The 19354-nt window shown below is 38.1% G+C and carries 16 protein-coding genes; 9 read left to right on the forward strand and 7 right to left on the reverse strand.

The features are described from left to right. Nucleotides 1–128: 128 nt before the first annotated feature. From rfbA to DU508_RS23405, 5 genes are all read right to left on the reverse strand, one after another. Nucleotides 129–989: a glucose-1-phosphate thymidylyltransferase RfbA gene (gene rfbA, locus DU508_RS23385; RefSeq protein ID WP_115405091.1), complete on the reverse strand. Its 861-nt coding sequence runs from the start codon at nucleotides 987–989 to the stop codon at nucleotides 129–131. Between the two features lie 95 nt (nucleotides 990–1084). Then, the gene (gene rfbD / locus DU508_RS23390) at nucleotides 1085–1954 is read right to left on the reverse strand and encodes a dTDP-4-dehydrorhamnose reductase (RefSeq protein ID WP_115405092.1); all 870 of its coding nucleotides are present in this window, start codon (nucleotides 1952–1954) and stop codon (nucleotides 1085–1087) included. Then, on the reverse strand, nucleotides 1944–2492 hold the full coding sequence (rfbC, locus tag DU508_RS23395; protein ID WP_115405093.1) for a dTDP-4-dehydrorhamnose 3,5-epimerase: 549 nt from the start codon (nucleotides 2490–2492) through the stop codon (nucleotides 1944–1946). The genes rfbD and rfbC overlap by 11 nt, the downstream gene beginning before the upstream one ends. Next, on the reverse strand, nucleotides 2492–3544 hold the full coding sequence (gene rfbB / locus DU508_RS23400) for a dTDP-glucose 4,6-dehydratase (RefSeq protein ID WP_115405094.1): 1053 nt from the start codon (nucleotides 3542–3544) through the stop codon (nucleotides 2492–2494). The genes rfbC and rfbB overlap by 1 nt, the downstream gene beginning before the upstream one ends. A 250-nt stretch (nucleotides 3545–3794) precedes the next feature. Then, a complete protein-coding gene (locus DU508_RS23405) occupies nucleotides 3795–4973 on the reverse strand; it encodes a hypothetical protein (RefSeq protein ID WP_147273681.1) in 1179 nt (392 codons plus the stop codon). Nucleotides 4974–5088: 115 nt separating this feature from the next. Here DU508_RS23405 and DU508_RS23410 point away from each other — a divergent pair, with 115 nt between their 5' ends. From DU508_RS23410 to DU508_RS23450, 7 genes are all read left to right on the forward strand, one after another. Next, nucleotides 5089–5736, forward strand: a complete 648-nt coding sequence (locus DU508_RS23410; RefSeq protein WP_115405096.1) for a LexA family transcriptional regulator — start codon at nucleotides 5089–5091, stop codon at nucleotides 5734–5736. Nucleotides 5737–6443: 707 nt separating this feature from the next. Next, nucleotides 6444–7397 (forward strand): stage II sporulation protein M, encoded by a 954-nt coding sequence (locus DU508_RS23425; protein WP_115405099.1) that lies wholly within the window; start codon nucleotides 6444–6446, stop codon nucleotides 7395–7397. A gap of 1 nt (nucleotide 7398) precedes the next feature. Continuing rightward, complete coding sequence (locus DU508_RS23430; protein ID WP_115405100.1) at nucleotides 7399–8283, forward strand: hypothetical protein; 885 nt, start codon at nucleotides 7399–7401, stop codon at nucleotides 8281–8283. Nucleotides 8284–8386: 103 nt separating this feature from the next. After that, the gene (locus tag DU508_RS23435) at nucleotides 8387–9013 is read left to right on the forward strand and encodes a DUF4129 domain-containing protein (RefSeq protein ID WP_158542240.1); all 627 of its coding nucleotides are present in this window, start codon (nucleotides 8387–8389) and stop codon (nucleotides 9011–9013) included. Continuing rightward, a complete protein-coding gene (locus DU508_RS23440) occupies nucleotides 9010–10200 on the forward strand; it encodes a DUF4350 domain-containing protein (RefSeq protein WP_115405102.1) in 1191 nt (396 codons plus the stop codon). Before DU508_RS23435 ends, DU508_RS23440 begins: the two co-directional genes overlap by 4 nt. Continuing rightward, nucleotides 10181–11158, forward strand: a complete 978-nt coding sequence (locus DU508_RS23445) for an AAA family ATPase (protein WP_115405103.1) — start codon at nucleotides 10181–10183, stop codon at nucleotides 11156–11158. The genes DU508_RS23440 and DU508_RS23445 overlap by 20 nt, the downstream gene beginning before the upstream one ends. Nucleotides 11159–11211: 53 nt before the next feature. After that, nucleotides 11212–12558, forward strand: a complete 1347-nt coding sequence (locus DU508_RS23450; RefSeq protein ID WP_115405104.1) for a DUF58 domain-containing protein — start codon at nucleotides 11212–11214, stop codon at nucleotides 12556–12558. Nucleotides 12559–12623: 65 nt separating this feature from the next. Here DU508_RS23450 and DU508_RS23455 read toward each other — a convergent pair whose 3' ends face one another. Both DU508_RS23455 and hutU read right to left on the reverse strand, forming a co-directional pair. Continuing rightward, nucleotides 12624–13682: a nucleoid-associated protein gene (locus tag DU508_RS23455; protein WP_115405105.1), complete on the reverse strand. Its 1059-nt coding sequence runs from the start codon at nucleotides 13680–13682 to the stop codon at nucleotides 12624–12626. A 269-nt stretch (nucleotides 13683–13951) separates the two neighbouring features. After that, nucleotides 13952–15622 (reverse strand): urocanate hydratase, encoded by a 1671-nt coding sequence (gene hutU, locus DU508_RS23460; protein ID WP_115405106.1) that lies wholly within the window; start codon nucleotides 15620–15622, stop codon nucleotides 13952–13954. Between the two features lie 112 nt (nucleotides 15623–15734). Here hutU and DU508_RS23465 point away from each other — a divergent pair, with 112 nt between their 5' ends. Then, nucleotides 15735–16022 (forward strand): hypothetical protein, encoded by a 288-nt coding sequence (locus DU508_RS23465; RefSeq protein WP_147273682.1) that lies wholly within the window; start codon nucleotides 15735–15737, stop codon nucleotides 16020–16022. A gap of 124 nt (nucleotides 16023–16146) precedes the next feature. Then, nucleotides 16147–18465: a TonB-dependent receptor gene (locus DU508_RS23470; protein ID WP_115405108.1), complete on the forward strand. Its 2319-nt coding sequence runs from the start codon at nucleotides 16147–16149 to the stop codon at nucleotides 18463–18465. The last annotated feature ends 889 nt before the right edge of the window (nucleotides 18466–19354 follow it).

The raw sequence follows: 19354 nt of genomic DNA on the forward strand, positions 1-19354 counted from the left end.
AATGCATGGCCGAAAAACGTCATTGCAATGACGACTTATACATGGAACAGATATAAAAAACAACTGCAATTACATCTATAAAATTATTTAGACAAAAAAAATCCCGATGAAAAATCGGGATTTATATCTTATTTAATCAGCTTCAATAAATAACTGCCATAACCACTTTTTACCAGTGGTGTTGCAATTGCCTTAAGTTCTTCAGCGGTAATGAAACCCATGCGATAAGCAATCTCTTCAATACAACCAATCTTTAAACCTTGCCGCTCCTCAATAATCTGCACAAACTGACCTGCCTGCATTAATGAAGCAAAGGTTCCGGTATCTAACCAGGCCGTTCCACGACTCAATACGCCAACCTTTAGTTTCCCACGCTCCAGATAAACGCGATTGACATCAGTGATTTCATACTCTCCACGCGGAGATGGTTTGATATTCTTTGCAATTTCTACAACCTCATTATCATAAAAATATAATCCCGGAACAGCGTAATCAGATTTTGGTAAAACCGGCTTCTCCTCTATGGAGATTGCTTTTTTATTTTCATCAAACTCAACCACACCGTAACGCTCCGGATCAGAAACCTGGTAAGCAAACACTACCCCGCCTTCCGGATTGGCGCTCGCCTGTAATAACTTTGCCATACCATCTCCATGGAAGATGTTATCACCCAATACTAAAGCCACTTTATCCTGGCCAATAAATGCTTCGCCGATTACAAAAGCCTGTGCCAAACCATTAGGTTCAGCCTGTACGGCATAACTGAACTTACAACCGAGCGACGAACCATCGCCCAATAATTTTTCAAAATTAGGCAGGTCGTGTGGGGTGGATATAATCAGGATTTCCTTTATACCGGCCAGCATTAATGTTGACAACGGGTAATAGATCATCGGTTTATCGTAAACCGGCATCATTTGTTTGCTACAAGCAAGGGTTAATGGATGCAAGCGTGTTCCGCTTCCACCAGCTAGGATTATACCTTTCATGTTATTAAGTTTAATCGGTTAATTGTTCAAACCGCTATTCGCATAATGATTTATTTGAACAATATCTACAATTTATTCTCAACAGTTTAAATAATTTAAACCGTTAAACTTTTTATTTTATCAATACATGCCACCAAACTATCTCTCCAATAAGGGATGATTAAGTTAAATGTACTTTTTATTTTATTTTTATCCATCACTGAAAAGGCAGGACGAACGGCCTTTGTTGGATAAGCTGACCCGGGAATTGGATTGACTTTAACCTGTGTTTCGCTGATATCAAATACGGCCCTCGCAAAATCAAACCACGAAGTTACTCCTTCATTGCTGTAATGGTAAAGTCCAAAAGCTTTTGAATCTGATGCAATAATATCGAAAACTGCATTTGCCAGGTCAATGGCATAAGTTGGTGTTCCAACCTGATCGGCAATAATGTTTAATTCGTCTCTTTCAGCACCTAACTTTAGCATCGTTTTCACAAAGTTGTTAGCGTATTCAGAGTATAACCAGCTTGTACGAATGATGAAATGTTCTTTAAGCAATGCAGTTACCGCCTTTTCTCCATCCAGTTTTGTTTGCCCATAAACATTAATGGGATGAGCATCATCATCTTCAGTTAATAGTTTAACTGCATTTCCTTCAAACACGAAATCAGTGGAAATATGAATAAGGGTGGCTTGATTTGATGCGCAAGCTAAGGCCAGGTTAGCTGCCCCTGTTTCGTTAACTGCTTTAGCTAAATCAGCTTCATCCTCTGCTTTATCTACCGCTGTATAAGCAGCGCAGTTGATTACAAAAGCTGGTTTTTCCTGTTGCAACAGCGATTCCAATCCCGCCTGGTTCAGAATATTAGCATCTGCCTCCGCTGGAAAAACAATCTCTGTGATGTCTCGGCGTTGTGCGACTGTTTTTAAACATTGTCCCAATTGTCCACCTGCACCTATGATTAATATTTTACTGCTCATGTAATAAAGAAAATGGCTTTAGAAGTAAATCTTTGTCTGAAACAGACTGCTTTTCGTCAGGAATGAGCCAGTTAATATTAAGATCTGTATCATTATAGATCACCCCTGTTTCTGAAGCTTTATTGAAAAAGTTATCACATTTATACAAAAATTCTGCAGTTTCACTCAATACTGAAAATCCATGCACAAAACCTCTTGGAATGTATAATTGCAATTTATTTTCTGCACTTAAACGGATGGCGACATGTTTGCCATAGGTTGGAGAACCCGGACGGGCATCCACTGCCACATCCAATACTTCACCTTTGGTAACCCTTACCAATTTAGCCTGAGCAAATGCTCCGGTTTGTGCATGTAAGCCTCTGATTACGCCATACGAAGAGAAAGATTGATTATCCTGAACAAAATCTCCAGATAAACCTGTTTTTTCTTCAAATGTTTGTTTATTAAAGCTTTCAAAAAAGTATCCTCTCGGATCTTCGAAAACTCTTGGTTTGATAATCATGCAATCTTTTAAACCCGTCTGCTCAATTTCCATTATTTATTGCTGTATTGTTGTTCATAATACGATTGGTAATTTCCAGAGGTTACATTGTTTAACCATTCTTCATTTTGAAGATACCAATCCACTGTTTTTGCAAGCCCTTCCTCAAACTGCAAACTAGGTACCCAATCCAATTCTTTCTGCAATTTCGTTGAATCAATCGCATAACGTAAATCATGCCCTGCCCGGTCAGTTACATAGGTAATTAATTTTGCAGATTCCCCAGCCTCACGACCGAGCTTCTGATCCATGATATTACACAACAAATTAATGAGATCGATGTTTTTCCACTCATTGTGACCACCAATATTATAGGTATCGCCTGTTTTGGCATGATGAAAAATCACATCAATGGCACGGGCATGATCTTCTACCCATAACCAGTCACGAACATTCTCTCCTTTTCCGTATACCGGAACGGGTTTATTGTTTTTAATGTTATTAATTGCCAATGGAATTAATTTTTCAGGAAAATGGTGGGAACCATAGTTGTTAGAACAGTTAGAGATCACACAATCCATTCCATAAGTATCATGATAAGCCCGTACAAAATGATCAGAACTTGCTTTTGAAGCAGAATAAGGACTATGCGGATCGTAAGCGGTAGTTTCAGTGAACATTCCCTCTTCTCCTAAAGCACCGTATACCTCATCTGTACTCACATGATAGAAACGTTTTTGATCATAACTGCCTTTCCAGTATTCACGCGCTGCATTCAATAAATTTACTGTTCCGATCACATTGGTCATCACAAAGGCTGTTGGATCGGTAATTGATCGATCCACGTGACTTTCTGCTGCTAAATGAATCACTGCATCAAAATTTTCGTTCCTGAACAACTGATTAATTGCGTCTGCATCTGTTATGTCTTCTTTTACAAATTTGTAATTAGGTTTATGCTCAATATCAGTTAAATTAGCCAGATTACCAGCATAGGTTAACTTATCAAGATTAACAATTTCGTAATTAGGGTAGCTATTTACAAATCGGCGGACTACATGAGAGCCAATAAAGCCCGCACCACCAGTAATAAGGATTTTTTTCACAGTTATTAAATGATTTTCAATCGGCTAAAATACCATAGTTATTACAAATAAGCAACTTATCCCCTCAGATTACCCTTTAATTATATTACGATTAATCTTTTAAGCTTCAAATAAATCTATTACTTTATCCTACTCCCTGGTCGGTGGCTTACCGAACAACCAGCGTTATATTGGTTATCGCCGATAAGATAATCGCACAAATAATGTAAACTCAGATCAGCTACCGCCGATTGATTCCTTTAAAAAACCATTAAATCTCATGTTCCTGAAGTATGGATGTTTTTAATAAAGCCTCTTTTGCCACTAAAAGGAAAAATGCTTCCAGTAATTTTTCCAGCTTTTCATAAAGCTGATAGAGATATCGGTTATCGAGATCTGAAATACTGCCCGCTTTGCTCAGGCCACAATGAAGCCATTCCTGTAATCCATAACGGATGTGCTTTATTTTTTTTAGTTTTAAGTTTTTCTTCAGGTATAACAGAGGCTCTTCCTGCTCAAAACGCGTTAAAAATCTCACATCATAATCTGAAGCAGCCTGATCGCCTTCGGCCGCCCATTTGCTTCGTACACTATTTATCCAATCGCCAAAAGTAGCCGCATGATCGCAATATGGTGCATTCCTTTCATAGGGCAAGTCATTTTTAACGATCAGATAACCTGCCTGCAGCAATTGAATCAGTTGTTCGTGAAAATAAACCAGCGAACCTGCTTTCTTAAAGCAAAAACCCTCCGTTAATGCAGCCTTAAACCAACCTTTCAAATCTCTTTGATATTCGCCGAGGCTACAGCCACTGAAAAAAGATTCGATTTCTAAATAGGGATCTTTTAAATGTTGGTCATTTAACAATAATGGGCAGGTATCTTCAAACTGGCTTATTTTATGATGTTTGATCTCATTACTAATTTTGCGGGATAGATGCTCATAAATTAACCAGGCAGCAACCAGTAATTTTTTGGTACAGGAATAAAGGGGAAAAATGCATTTGCCTGCGGAATCGGAAACGCAGGAATGAAGTGCGTTTTCCAGCCAATCGTGAAGCGCCGATTTATAATAAGCAAGATCACTTTTCACGAAAACGGAACGTATGGCTAAAAATGGCGACATGATTTCTTCTTCGGATAAAAGCTCCTTACCAGGTATGAATCGTGGATTGACCTGACGCATAGAAAGGTCAGTTTTCAATCGCTCGAAAGTAGTTTCATCTTCATTTAAATCAGATGAAAGCTGATAAAGTTCAACAAGTTGTTCATAAAAGCAGAGCAAATCGGCAGGACTATTTCTTTCCGTCAAAAATTTATCTGTCACTGCCAATTCCAGCCATTCCTCAACAAATTGTAAATGCCCTTCTAAAGTTTTTGATTCAAAGAATTTCTTTAAGAATGCTGTAAATGGCACATCAGTCAAATCGATATCTTTAATGTCTTTCATATTCATTTTTAGTTATATCTGATTTTATTTTATCTTGCGTATTGCTTAAACGAATATACTCATTAAAGTTAAGTAAAACGAATAAAAATTCGTTTTACTTAAAAATAACCAATAAATGACTGAAAATCAGAGATTAAAAATTATACTTGATAAATTAAATTTTAAAACCCAAAAGGAATTTGCACAACAACTGAATATTCAGCAAGGTTCCCTTTCGGATGTGTTGAGAGGAAGAATCGGGATTTCGAATGCAATAAAAGACCGGCTAGATTTAAAATTTAATGTAAATTTGGAGTGGCTTGAAACCGGAATTGGAGAGCCCTTTTTGAAAAAAGGACCCGTTGTATCAGAAAGCAAAGAAGGCGTACCCTATTTTGACATTAGTCTTTCGGATACCGATACATTATTACTGGAAGAAGAGCAGGCAGATTATTTTGTGAATTATAAGCCATTTAATGATTGTACGGCTTATTTACCTGTTTATGGAGATAGCATGTATCCAAAATACGCCTCAGGCGAAATTATTGCAGTAAGGGAAATAACCAATTATGAGGTTTTGCAATGGGGCGAGGCTTATGTGGTAATGACCAATGAAAAAGCCAATCATCTGCGCAGCATCAAGCTCATTTTTGAACACCAGGATAAAAACAAGCTTATTTTGCGTTCATCGAATCCTAACTTTAAAGGCGACACGGTAATTGATAAGGGGAGTATCAGTTCCCTTTATATCATCAAAGGAAAAATTACCAGAAATTTGATATAAAAGGTGTGTTTTTAGTTTATGATTTACCAACGAAGGGCAAATGGGAAAAATCAAAGCTGTCGTCATTGAAAACGATCTTTCATCGTTTTGTGGCAATCTCCTTCCTTGTTTTCTGAGCATAAGATGCATTTAACCACAGAGGGCACAAAGCTTTCACAGAGGAACACAGAGTTTGATGTTCGCTATTAAATTCGTGTTCTCGATTCTTTCCCCAGTGCGCTGTGGTTATTTCTAAAACTAAGCTTGGCGTTCTTTGCGCCTGCTTTCAGTTCTTTGCGGTAAAATAAAAGATGTTTCCACTATTGATTAACCGCAAAGGGCACAAAGTTTTTCGCAAAGGGAACAAAGCCATTCTTTTTACCACAGAGGCCACAAAGCTTTTCACAGAGCACACGAAGAGATACAGTATAATATTGTACGCTGTGCCTTTCCCGGTGCACGCTGTGGTTATTTATTACGCACCTGCCTTGGCGTTCTTTGCGCCTTCTTTCAGTTCTTTGCGGTAAAATAAAAAATGTATCCGCTATTGAGATTAACCGCAAAAGACCAAAGTTTTTCGCAGAGGAAAACCGAGTTTGGTGTTCGCTATCAACTTCAGGTCTTGATGCGCTGCGGTTATACTGATAGAAATTTACATGTTTCCGTCAACATTTTTCATATCCATAAAAATTTAACTATTTTAACCCAAGATTTGGTAACGCCTTTAAATGAGAGAAGCTTTATTTGTTAAACAAAATTCGGAAAAGTGGCAACATTACGATAGTATGCAACAAGCCAATCCTGACGAAATTGCAAATCAGTTCATTGAAATAACAAATGATCTGGCTTACTCAAAAACATTTTATCCAAATTCTAAAACTACAGCATATTTAAACGGCTTAGCCTCTAAATTACACCAGTCTGTTTATAAAAACAAGAAAGAAAAGTCCAATCGATTCATTCATTTTTGGAAAACAGAATTACCCCTTTTGTTTTTATTTCATCGGAAACAGATTTTTTATGCCCTCGCATTTTTTTTAATCTCCTGCGCCATTGGCGCCATCTCTGCAAAATACGACGACACATTTGTTCGCTTAATCATGGGAGATGGCTACGTAAACATGACCAATGAAAACATTGCAAAAGGAGATCCATTTGGCGTATATAAGCAACAAAACGAATTTATGATGTTTATGCAAATTGGATTAAACAATATTTTCGTGGCATTGTACACTTTCGTTCTGGGAATTATTTTCTCCTTTGGCTCCATTGTATCACTTTTTAGAAATGGAATAATGCTGGGGTCTTTTCAATACTTCTTTTTTAGCAAAGGCCTTGGATTGCAATCTGTACTGGTTATCTGGATTCATGGAACACTAGAAATTTCGGCCATCGTTTTAGCGGGGGCTGCGGGGCTGGTTTTAGGGAACAGCTTTTTATTTCCTAAAACCTATACCAGAATGGAATCGGTGTTAAAAGGAGCCAAACACGGCTTAAAGATGGTACTTGGTTTAGTGCCAATTTTTATTGTCGCTGCATTTTTTGAAAGCTTTATCACGCGTCATACCGAAATGCCAATATACTTTAGCATACTCATCCTGGTGTTATCTGCTGTATTCATCATTTGGTATGTATTTATCTATCCGGTTAAAATTTATAATAAAGAAGCTCAGCTAAATTAATATGACAGGAAAAATTGAATTTAAAAAACGGAGAGATTTTGGACAGGTAATTAACGACACATTTACGTTTATGCGTCAAAACTTCAAGCCCCTCATTAAAACTTATTTTACATTTTGCGGGCTATTTGTTTTAGCCAGTATGGCATCCATGCTGATATATCAATATAAAATGGTTAATATCATTAATACCTTTGGCAATGGGCGAAGTACAAGAGGATTAGGTCTAGGCAATATTTATGGCCTCGAATATTTCCTTTCTATACTTTTTTCACTGGCCACATATGCGAGTATGAGTGTTGCGATTCTTTCTTACATTGCTATATATGTTCAGAAAGGGAATCAAATGCCAACCACTGAAGAAGTTTGGGGGTACTTTAAATATTATTTTTTCCGTGTATTTGGAAGTTCTATAGTGCTCATCCTCATGTTGATTGCTGGTTTCATCTGCTGTTTGTTACCAGGGTTTTATTTGTTCCCGTTTGTAGCCATGATGTTCCCGATCATGGTCATGGAAAATGGCTCATTAGGTTATTCGTTTAGCAGAAGTTTCAAGATTATTAAAGATAATTTCTGGATAACTTTTGGAACATTAATCGTGGTTTGGATTATCTTATATGCCTGTATGAGCATGGTCGTTTTACCTACTACATTGTTTAATATGATCGGGATGTTTACGAGTAAAAATCCGAAAATGTCTTTAAGCTTAAGTATGATCACCGTCGTTTTACAATCGCTTTGCCAGGTGTTCACCATCATTCCGGTTATCACGATCTCATTATCATACTTCAGTTTGGTTGAACAGAAAGAAAACACGGGTTTAATGGAACGTATAGCTCATTTTGGAAACCCAGAGAAACCTATAGATACCAGACCAGAAGAATATTAAAATGCCAAAACTCGTTTTCCGATATGTACTGTTATCTTTACTGTTTTTTGTCTCCATAAATAGTAATGCTCAAACTCTTAAACCAAAGCAGGAGAAGGTTGTTATGCAAACCGACAGCAGTAAAATCTCTGCTGCTAAATTTGATAAAGAAGCGATAAACAATTACAAGGATCAAAAAGAGTTTCAGTATGATGAGATTCAGGCGCAACAACTTTCCTTATGGGATAGGTTTTGGCTATGGTTTTGGAGTTTGATTAACAGACTGTTTGTGGGAGCTGCATCTAATACTATTTCCCGATACTTTTTTATCGGTTTGGGGGTTGCTTTGGTTTTATATATTGTGGTCAAAATCATTGGTGCAGAAAATATTTTTAGTAAAAAATCAAAAGAAGTTATTTTACCTTATGATGTAATAACCGAAAACATCCATGAAATTGATTACGAGCAGGAATTACAACGATTGATCAAGGAGAAAAAATACCGCCTGGCAGTTAGATTGCTTTATCTGCATGCCTTAAAAAAGCTTAGTGATGCTGAAATTATAAAATGGCAACCCGATAAAACGAACTACAATTACTTGATGGAAATCACCAGGCCCGAGCTCAAAAATGAATTTAGCAGGCTTACTGTTCAGTTCGATTATATCTGGTATGGCGACTTCCCTGTTGATGAGGCCAAATTCGGTGCCATAAACCAATCATTTGATCAACTTAATAATCAGATTAAATGAGAGGATATAAAATTTACTTCAGTATTGGTTTGATTTTAATTTTGATTTATCTGGTTGCACAATACAACAAACCAACACCAACCAATTGGGCGCCAACTTATCTTTCAACAGATAAAATCCCTTACGGCACCTTTATATTAAGAGATCGGATTAAAGATGTATTACCAAAAGCACTGATTCAACAATCAAAAGCCGCGGTTTATAATACCTTAAAAAACAAGCATTTTAACAAGGCAGCCTACCTCATTGTTGCACAAAAGGTTGATGTTACCCAAACTGACTTCAATGAAATGAAAAAGTATATGCAAGCCGGTAATGCCATTTTTATTGCCAGTTACAATTTTGGTAAACTTGAAAAAGAATTGGGAATCAAAACATCTACTACCCTATCGGCTGAAAGAAGCTCGCTTAACTTTACCAATCCCGATTTAAAAACCGAAGCCAACTATGGGTTTGAAAGAGGAATCGGAACGCAATTTTTTAGTAAAATAGACTATAAAAAAGCGATAGTTTTAGGGATAAATAATAACCAGAAACCCAATTTCATAAAGTATAATTATGGTAAAGGCGGCCTTTATCTCATTGCTGAACCTGGTTTTTACACCAATTTCACATTGCTGGATAAATATGGTGCTGAATATGCGGCAAAAACCTTAAGTTATTTACAGGAAAGCCACCAGTTAATTTTCGATGAGTATTTCTCCTCGCAAAAAAATGAAACTACGGATCTGCTCAGGGTTTTCTTTAAGCATCCTGAATTGAGGTGGGCATATTATCTTACCATATTCAGCCTGATCATTTTTGTGCTTTATGAAATAAAACGCCGGCAAAGAATTATTCCAATTGCCGATCCGTTTACCAATTCATCAGTAGCATTTGCGAACGTGGTAGGCAGCGTTTATTATCACGAAAGAAATAATCTGGACATTGCCTCAAAAAAAATAAACTATTTTTTAGAACATCTCCGCAGCAGATATTATATTAAAACCAATGAAATAGATAGCAATTTTGCTACTGTATTAATGGAGAAAACCGATATAAATGAGCCATCGGCTAAAACACTTACCAGATACTTTATACAAATACCCCAAAAAAGCGATTTGAGTGATCACGACCTGATCAGTTTAAATCAAAGCATAGAAAATTTTTATCAAAATACGCAAAGCAATGGAGCAGGAACAGTTTAACCAACGTACAGATTTAACCGCTTTAACTGAAGCAGTAAACCAAATCAGAAATGTACTGGGAAATATTATTGTCGGACAAAAGCAGGTTATCGATTTTTTAATTGTGGGCTTACTTGCCGATGGGCACATCCTGATTGAAGGTGTTCCGGGTGTGGCCAAAACCTTAAGTGCTAAACTACTGGCAAAATCAATTGATGCACAGTTTTCGAGGGTTCAGTTTACACCCGATTTAATGCCTTCGGATGTTTTGGGAACGCCCATTTTCAATACCAAAACCGGTGATTTTGAATTTAGAAGAGGGCCAATTTTCGGCAATATTATTTTAGTTGATGAGATTAACCGTGCACCAGCGAAAACGCAATCAGCTTTATTTGAAGTAATGGAAGAACGTCAGGTTACGATTGATGGAGAAACCTACTTCATGGACGAACCTTTTATGGTTCTGGCCACCCAAAATCCAATTGAACAGGAAGGAACTTATCGCTTGCCCGAAGCGCAACTGGATAGATTTTTATTTAAGATTGAGGTAAAATATCCATCATTAGAGGAAGAAACAGCAATTTTAATGGCACAACATAACCTGGTTAATAAAACTTTAGCCAGTGAAGTAAGGCCTGTACTGTCTGTTCAACAAATTCAAGCTGCAAGAGCTATTATTCGTAACTTATTTGTAGAGCCGAAGCTTTTAGAATTTATTGCAAAAATCGTAAACGAAACCCGGAATAATTCATCACTTTATTTGGGTGCATCACCCAGAGCATCACTGGCAATTGTTCATAGCGCCAAAGCTTTGGCAGCTATTCAAAACCGCGATTTTATAACCCCTGAGGATATTATTACCGTAGCAGTACCTGTTTTGGCTCATAGAATTCTGTTATCTCCAGAAAAGGAAATGGAAGGTTTAACCACTAGTGATATCGTTCATCAGATTATTAAAAAGATAGAAATACCACGGTAAGTCAGTTTGCAGTTATCAATTTTCAGTTAAACGATTAAACAATTAATCACATTTTGAAAAAATTCTTTCAGCAATATTATACCAATCTATTTCTAAATGATCGTTTGTTTGCGGCTTTAGCTTTTTGCATTTTACTTTTTTTACTGAAATTTTTCTTTGCGTGGCTCGGCGACATCCCGGAAATTGCAACCGGAGTGCTCGTAGCTTTATTTTTTGTTGATGCTTTTATACTGTACAGGATTAAGGAAGGATTAGAAGCCCGACGATTTACTTCAAAACGATTGAGCAATGGCGATGAAAATCCGATTCAGATAGAAGTTAAAAATCGATATGGCTTTATCGTAAATGCACGTATAATTGATGAAATTCCCTTTCAGTTTCAATTGAGAGATAAGGATTTCAGATTAAGCTTAAAATCTGCAGAAGTAAAATCCATTCACTATAATTTGCGCCCGACAAAGCGTGGCGAATATGATTTTGGATTGATCAGAGCTTACATTAGTTCGCCCATAGGCCTCATTAGCCGGCGTTATAACTTTGATGGTGCAAAGGTTTTGCCTGTCTATCCGTCATTTATCAATCTTGGCCAGTATGAATTAATGGCCATTTCACACCATTTAACAGAAATGGGCATTAAAAAGATCAGAAAAGTTGGAAACAGCAGTGAGTTTGATCAGATCAAAAATTATGTCGGCGGTGATGATATTCGCACCATAAACTGGAAAGCCACTGCAAGAAAAGGCGGCTTAATGGTTAATACTTATACCGATGAGCGCTCACAGAATATTTATTGCATTATTGATAAATCAAGGGTAATGCGAATGCCGTTTGAAGGATTAAGCTTATTGGATTACGCCATTAATGCAACAGTTGCACTCTCCAAAGTGGCCATGCTTAAAGAAGATAAAGCCGGATTAATCACCATTTCAGAAAATATCGGCGCTATTGTTCCTGCAGATCGGAAGTCGGCACAGTTAGGCAATATAATGAACGTGTTATACAAGGAGAAAACAAGGTACCTGGAAAGTAATCTGGAGGCTTTGTACAGCAGTGTTCGTGCAGTTGTTAAGCAACGCGGTTTACTCGTTTTCTTTACCAATTTCGAAAGCTTATCGGCCTTGCAAAGGCAAATGCCTTATTTGAAACGACTTTCAAAATATCATTTATTGCTGGTTGTGTTTTTTGAAAATACAGAGCTGAAAACACTCAGTAATGAACCTGCAAAAGATGTAGAAGGAATTTATCACAAAACCATTGCAGAGAAATTCATCTATGAAAAGAAACTAATGGTCAAAGAGTTAAGTAAACATGGGATTTTGTCCATTCTAACACCACCTCAAAAACTAACGGTTAACGTGATCAATCAATATTTGGCGCTAAAAGCACAGCAGAGGATTTAGTCATCAGTCTTAAGTCCATAGTCGAAAGTCGGCTCATAACTAAAGACCCCGAACTCATGACTTTCTTACTCCTCTTCTCTAAAATACACTTTATAAAAATTCATTGATTTATCATCATCGTAACCTTTTTCAATCATGTCCTTATTGCCATGAATATAGATGTGGAAATTCTTATCCAATTTTAACACGCTTTTATATGCCCGGGCTTGCTTTTTAACGGCAGATTCTGCGATTTCAAAGTGATCGGCAATCGGACTTTCATACTCTGCTTCATAATTCTTTTTGTAATTTTTGAACGATTCAATCCCTTCAGCATTGCCAATTACTTCGTTCCCGAATTCCTCTATATCAAAGGTTTCTTTCTCTTTGAAATATTTCATGGAGCGATTTAAAAGGTCAATCTTATCCGCCTTGCTGATCTCGTATTCATCATCGAGCTTTTGCGTTACAAAGTTTTTGTAAACCCCTAAAACATTGTGGGTTTGGTTATAACTGTCATTTCTGATTTTTAATTTCAAAAACTCATCTTTCCAGTAAACGGCAGATTCATTGTTGCTTTTTGCCTGATCCAAAACAACAACTTTATAACCCTGTTCCTGGTCTACATTAAAAATCAGGCAACCTTTATCCAACTTATTGATACTTATGGCATCCTGTTCATAACTCATATTAAAGCCATCCTGTTCAGGATAAACTTTCAGGTAAGTATCTTTTGTTTCTGATTTAAAAATACCCACAACATCAAGCTGTTCGCCTTCAATTTGCACCTTTTCGAAATAGGCAACGTATAACTCTCCCGATTTAATTTTAGGATGGTTGGCCACATCATATAAGTGTTTTGCCAATTGCTGTGAATCTTCATGAAAAAGTTCATTGTTTTCAAAAATCTCATGTACGAAATGAAAAACCTCATTGAGATTTAAATTATCATTAGGATGATAAAAACGATAAACTTCATTTACTTTTTCGAAAGGTTTTAAAAAATATTGCATCAACAAATTGCCCAATATCTCATCATCAATTTTCAATGGTGCATCAGATAATTTGTAATATTCTTCTACCAGTTTATTTCCTGTGTGGTGAATGGAGAGTTGCTTTAAATTCGCTTCGAAAAATGAAATCATAGCGGCAAAAGTAAGGAAATAATCAGCTTGTTTGGGAAGCTTTTTTACTATCAAAAATGGCTCATAATCTCAGTTTCTTAATAATCTTATATAAAAGCTATTTCAAGGAGAGATTGCTTCGTCGTGCCTCCTCGCAAAGACGAAAAAGGGAGCGATGTGTAATTTTTTGGTCGGCATAATTTTCATTTTTTATAATAAGCTCGTCATTGCGAGGTACGAAGCAATCTTTCCCGCCAAATAGACTGCTTCGTGCTTTGCAATGACAATACTTAGTTTTTCAATCCCAGCCTGAATCGTCTTGCCGTATCTTTTGCAATATCATATCCGGCATCAGCATGGCGAATAACGCCCATTGCAGGGTCGTTATGTAGCACTCTTTTCAATCTGGCTTCTGCTTCAGGTGTTCCATCAGCAACAATTACCATTCCTGCATGAATAGAATAACCAATGCCAACTCCGCCACCATGGTGCAGAGAAACCCAGCTCGCTCCACCAGCGGTATTGATCATGGCATTTAAAACGGGCCAATCTGCAACGGCATCAGAACCATCAAGCATGGCTTCAGTTTCTCTGTTTGGCGAAGCCACAGAACCTGTATCTAAATGGTCGCGGCCAATTACAATCGGTGCTTTTACTTTCCCTTCAGCAACCAGTTTATTGAAAGCCAGTCCGGCCTTTTCACGTTCTCCTTGCCCCAGCCAGCAAATTCTGGCCGGCAAACCCTGAAAGGCAATTCGTTCCTGTGCCATTTTGATCCAGCGGCGAAGACTTTCATTTTCAGGAAATAATTCTAAAATCAATTTATCAGTTTCGTAAATATCCTGCGGGTCTCCGCTCAAAGCGGCCCACCTAAAAGGTCCCTTTCCCTCACAAAAAAGCGGACGGATATATGCGGGCACAAAGCCTGGAAAATCAAATGCATTTTCCACGCCAACCTCTAAAGCTCGTCCTCTTAAATTATTACCATAATCAAAAGTAACAGCACCGCGTTTTTGCAACTCAAGCATTTGCTTAACATGTTTGGCCATTGTGCCGTAAGACTGCTTTACATACTCTTCAGGATTATTTTTCCGTAAATCAGCCGCCGCTTCCACGGTCAATCCTTCCGGAAAATAGCCTATTAACGGATCATGTGCCGATGTTTGATCAGTTAAAGTATCTGGAATAATATTCCGGTCAATCAATCTCTGCAACAACTCCACAGCATTACAAACCACTCCAATTGAAAGAGCTTTTTCCTGTTCCTTATAAGCTAAAGCTTTATCAATTGCTTCATCAATATCGAAACTGATTTCATCAATATAACGTGTTTCCAACCGCTTTTTAATGCGCCATTCTTCTACTTCAGCAGCTAAACAAACACCTTCATTCATGGTTATGGCCAAAGGTTGAGCCCCACCCATGCCCCCCAAACCGGCAGTAACATTCAACTTTCCTTTTAAACTGGATCCAAAATGTTTTTTAGCCAGCGCCGCATAGGTTTCATAAGTACCCTGAACAATACCTTGTGAACCGATGTAAATCCAGGAACCGGCAGTCATCTGACCATACATCATTAACCCTTTATCTTCCAGTTCATCAAAATGTTTTTGGGTGGCCCATTTGGGAACAAGCTGGGAATTTGAAATCAGTACACGAGGCGCATCTGTATGTGTAGGCAAAATGGCAACAGGTTTTCCCGATTGAATTAACAGTGTTTCATCGTCCTCTAAATCTTTCAGTGCTTTTATAATCAAGCTTAACGATTCTTTATTCCTGGCTGCCTTACCTCTACCGCCATAAACAATCAAATCTTCCGGTCGTTCTGCAACATCAGGATCAAGATTATTCAGCAACATGCGTAATGCTGCTTCCTGAATCCAGCCCTTGCAATTTAATTCAGTTCCGTTTGGTGTTTGTTTCTGGCTTAAATTTAAACCATTGGTTAGCGTTGATCTCATCGTACTATATAAGCAATGTTACTTTTCAAAGATATAGAATTGAACAAGAATTACTACTTTTGGCACATTGAAAAAGCATAGTCAAAATATCAGGAAATTTTTATCAGCATTCATGCTGATTGTTTTTGCTGTTGCTTTAACTCCATGGAGCGTTCTGCACCATCACAATCCGGTTCCGGTTATAGAGAAAGAAAAAAACTGCAAGCATGTAAGCCACGTACAATCACATGGCGATACCTGTTTGATTTGTAATGCCAGCTTTGAAAAAAACTATGTTCAAACGCATCACATTTACAGAATTTTTCTTTCGGCAAAAATTTTCGGTGCTACACCACCCATCTTAAAAAGTTCTTATGTCGAACTCTTAAGTACCGGGTTACGTGGCCCTCCTTTAGCCTAAATTTTCCAGAGGCTAAAATCCGCTAACCGGATTATTCAATTATTTATTGTTTAAAACCTGAATCAGGCTGCAATGCAGGCTACTGCTTTGGTTTTTTACATCATTTTCAATTTTATTACACATTATGAAAAAATTACAGCTTATCGGCTTGGTAATTCTATATACATTATTCAGCAGTACTGCCTTTGCAGCTGCTTTAAAAGACATTAAAGGTAAAGTTATCGATGCGAGCAGCAAACAAACTTTGCCTGGTGCAACCATTTATATTCCCGATTTAAAAGTGAGTGCAATAACCAATAATGATGGGGAATTTAGTTTAAATAATTTACCTGCTAAAGGAAGTTACCTGATAGAGGTTCATTATATCGGCTATAAAACGGCCACTAAAATTGTTAATTTCTCAGATGCATCGGCATTGGAATTTGCTTTGCAGCCCACGGCAATTGAAACAAAGGAAATCGTTATTACAGGAAGCATCATCAGCAGTACGAGCAAACGTAACAGTGCTTCATCGGCCGTGGTTGGGAAAGATCAGCTCTTACAGCCATCAACCAATCTGATTGATGCTTTAACCAAGGTTCCCGGAGTATCACAGATTACCACAGGTCCTTCTATTTCAAAACCCGTTATTCGTGGTTTAGGTTATAACCGAATTGTAACATTGGATGATGGGATTAAGCAACAAGGCCAGCAATGGGGAGATGAGCATGGTATTGAAATCGATCAGTTTAAATCAGACCGGATAGAGATTTTACGAGGTGCGGCATCTTTAATGTACGGTTCTGATGCACTTGGTGGCGTAATTAATATTTTAGAGCCAAGCACAGCGCCAGACGGACAAATTAAAGGAGAATTTATTACCAATTATTCTACAAACAACGGGTTAACGGCAAATTCATTAATGCTTAATGGCAATGAAAATGGTTTTGTTTGGAGAGCCCGCGGAACCTATAAAAATGCTTATTCTTTTAAAACTCCTGCCGGATATTTCCCGAACTCAGGTTTCAACGAAACTGACTTAAGCGGAATGATCGGATTGAATAAAAGCTGGGGATATACGCATTTAAATGTTTCCAGCTTTCGCAATAACATCGGTTTTTATGAGCCTGCGGTAGATGATCTTGGAAATTTTGTTAAAGAAGATGGGGAAGCATTTATTACTTCTGATTTTAAAAGTCGTGAACTGGATTACCCCCGTCAGGATATCAGGCATTTCAAAATTGCTTTAAACAACAACTTCATTTTAGGAAATGGCAATTTAAAAGCAGATTTTGGCTATCAGCAAAACCAACGTCGTGAATTGGAAGAAGGGCCAGAACCTTCCTTATTCTTCGATCTTAAAACTTACAATGCCGATTTAAAATACTATTTACATGAAACCAATGGATGGCAACCTGTTTTTGGATTAAGTGCTGATGCAGGCAAAAGTGAAAACAAAGCAGATGATGAGTTCCTCATTCCTAACTACAACACTTACGGAATAGGCGTTTTTGCTTTCGCAAAGAAAAACTGGGACAATAATACTTTCAGCATCGGCGCCCGTTACGATTACCGGAAAAACGATGGAAAACAATTATTTAAAGATGAAGAAGAAATTTTTGCCCCTTTTCAAAATAAGTTTTCAAACGTGAGTGGTGCATTAGGTTTTACGCATCAGTTTAGCGAAGAATGGAATTTTAAAGCCAATGCAGGGTCTGCATTTCGTGCACCAAATCCCGCAGAGTTAGCCTCAAACGGTGTGCATGAAGGTACTTTTCGCTACGAAATAGGAAATTCAAACTTAAGTCCGGAGCGGAGTTATCAGGTAGATGCGGCATTAGAGTATGAGGGTAAAATTGTAAGTGCAAGCGCAAGTATTTATAACAACTACGTTCACAATTTCATTTATGCTTCAAATAATGGAGAAATCATTACGGCTGAGGGCGATGAATACCCTGTTTATCGTTATGGCCAGGTAAATGCAAATCTTTACGGTGCCGAAGCCACTTTAACCATCCACCCCGTTCCGTTTATCCATTTCGAGAATACCTTTGGCTATGTTCATGCCCAAAATAATACCCTGAACAAACCATTGGCATTTATTCCGGCAGGAACATTACGCAATGAATTACGTTTCGAACCTAAAATCAAAGGAACAAACGATGCATATTTATCAGTGGGTATCAATTCTGCATTTAAACAAACGCGTGTTGATGATGTGTTTGAAACGCCAACAAGTGGTTATACTTTATTAAATGCAGGTATTGGCGCAACTTTTAACCTGGGTAAACAACCAATTAAATTTTCTGTTTCGGCAAATAACCTGTTAGATCAGAAATATTATGATGCTTTGAGCAGGTATAAACCTGGCCGTTTAGATTATGAAAACCCGAACCTGGGCGTATATAATGTGGGACGAAACATCACTTTTGGATTATATGTACCTTTTACACTGGTAAAATAATCTAGTTTTCCATCATTAAGAGGAAGGCTTTTCAGCCGACGAAGTAATCTTTTCACATAAAAGATTGCTTCGTCGTGCTTCATCATAATGACGATAATGGGAGAGCACACAACAAAACTACCTCTTCCAACAACCCCTCTTTAAACAAGGAGGGGAATTTCCCCTCATGGCGCATCAGTAAATCCCCCTATCCGCCTGTCGGCACCTTTCCCCTTGAAGGGAAAGGACTCGTAAAAGAACTGGTTGCAAAATCCGCCCTCAACCCAATAGCGACCGCCAAACAGCGAAAGCTTTAAGGTTTCCGCCTGCGCGGAAATGACGCTAGTGTATTAAGCTCCTTACGTAAAACAAATCCCCGTTACGCACTCTCCGGCATAGGAAATGATGGAAGGATAGGCCGTTGAAACTTGCAGTTCCATTCGGATTTGCAGGCACAAAACAGCGGTCAGTCCGATCCTTCATCGGACCTCATCCGCTGTTGCCATTAAAGTTTCGATATTAGTAAATAGCTCCCTCCCTTTAAGGGGAGGGCTGGGGAGGGGGCCAAGCCTTGATTTTTGGCTACCTTTTTATCAAGAAAAAGGTAGGAGCCTTTCCGGCGGCGAGGAAGTTCAAAAAACTCATTGGCAAAACAGATTGCTTCGTCATTACGCTCACTTGCAATGAGGATAATACGAGAGCACACAACAAAACCACCCCTGCCAACGCACCACCCTTCACACCCCCCTCCTTAAACAAGGAGGGGAGTTTCCCCTCATGGCCCATCAGTACCCCTATCCGCCTATCGGCACCTTTCCCCTTGAAGGGAAAGGACTCGTAAAAGGACTGGTTGCAAAATCCGCCCTCAACCCACTAGCAACCGCCAAACAGCGAAAGCTTTAAGGTTTCC

Source organism: Pedobacter chinensis, from assembly GCF_003339865.1.
GTDB classification, from domain to species: domain Bacteria; phylum Bacteroidota; class Bacteroidia; order Sphingobacteriales; family Sphingobacteriaceae; genus Pedobacter; species Pedobacter chinensis.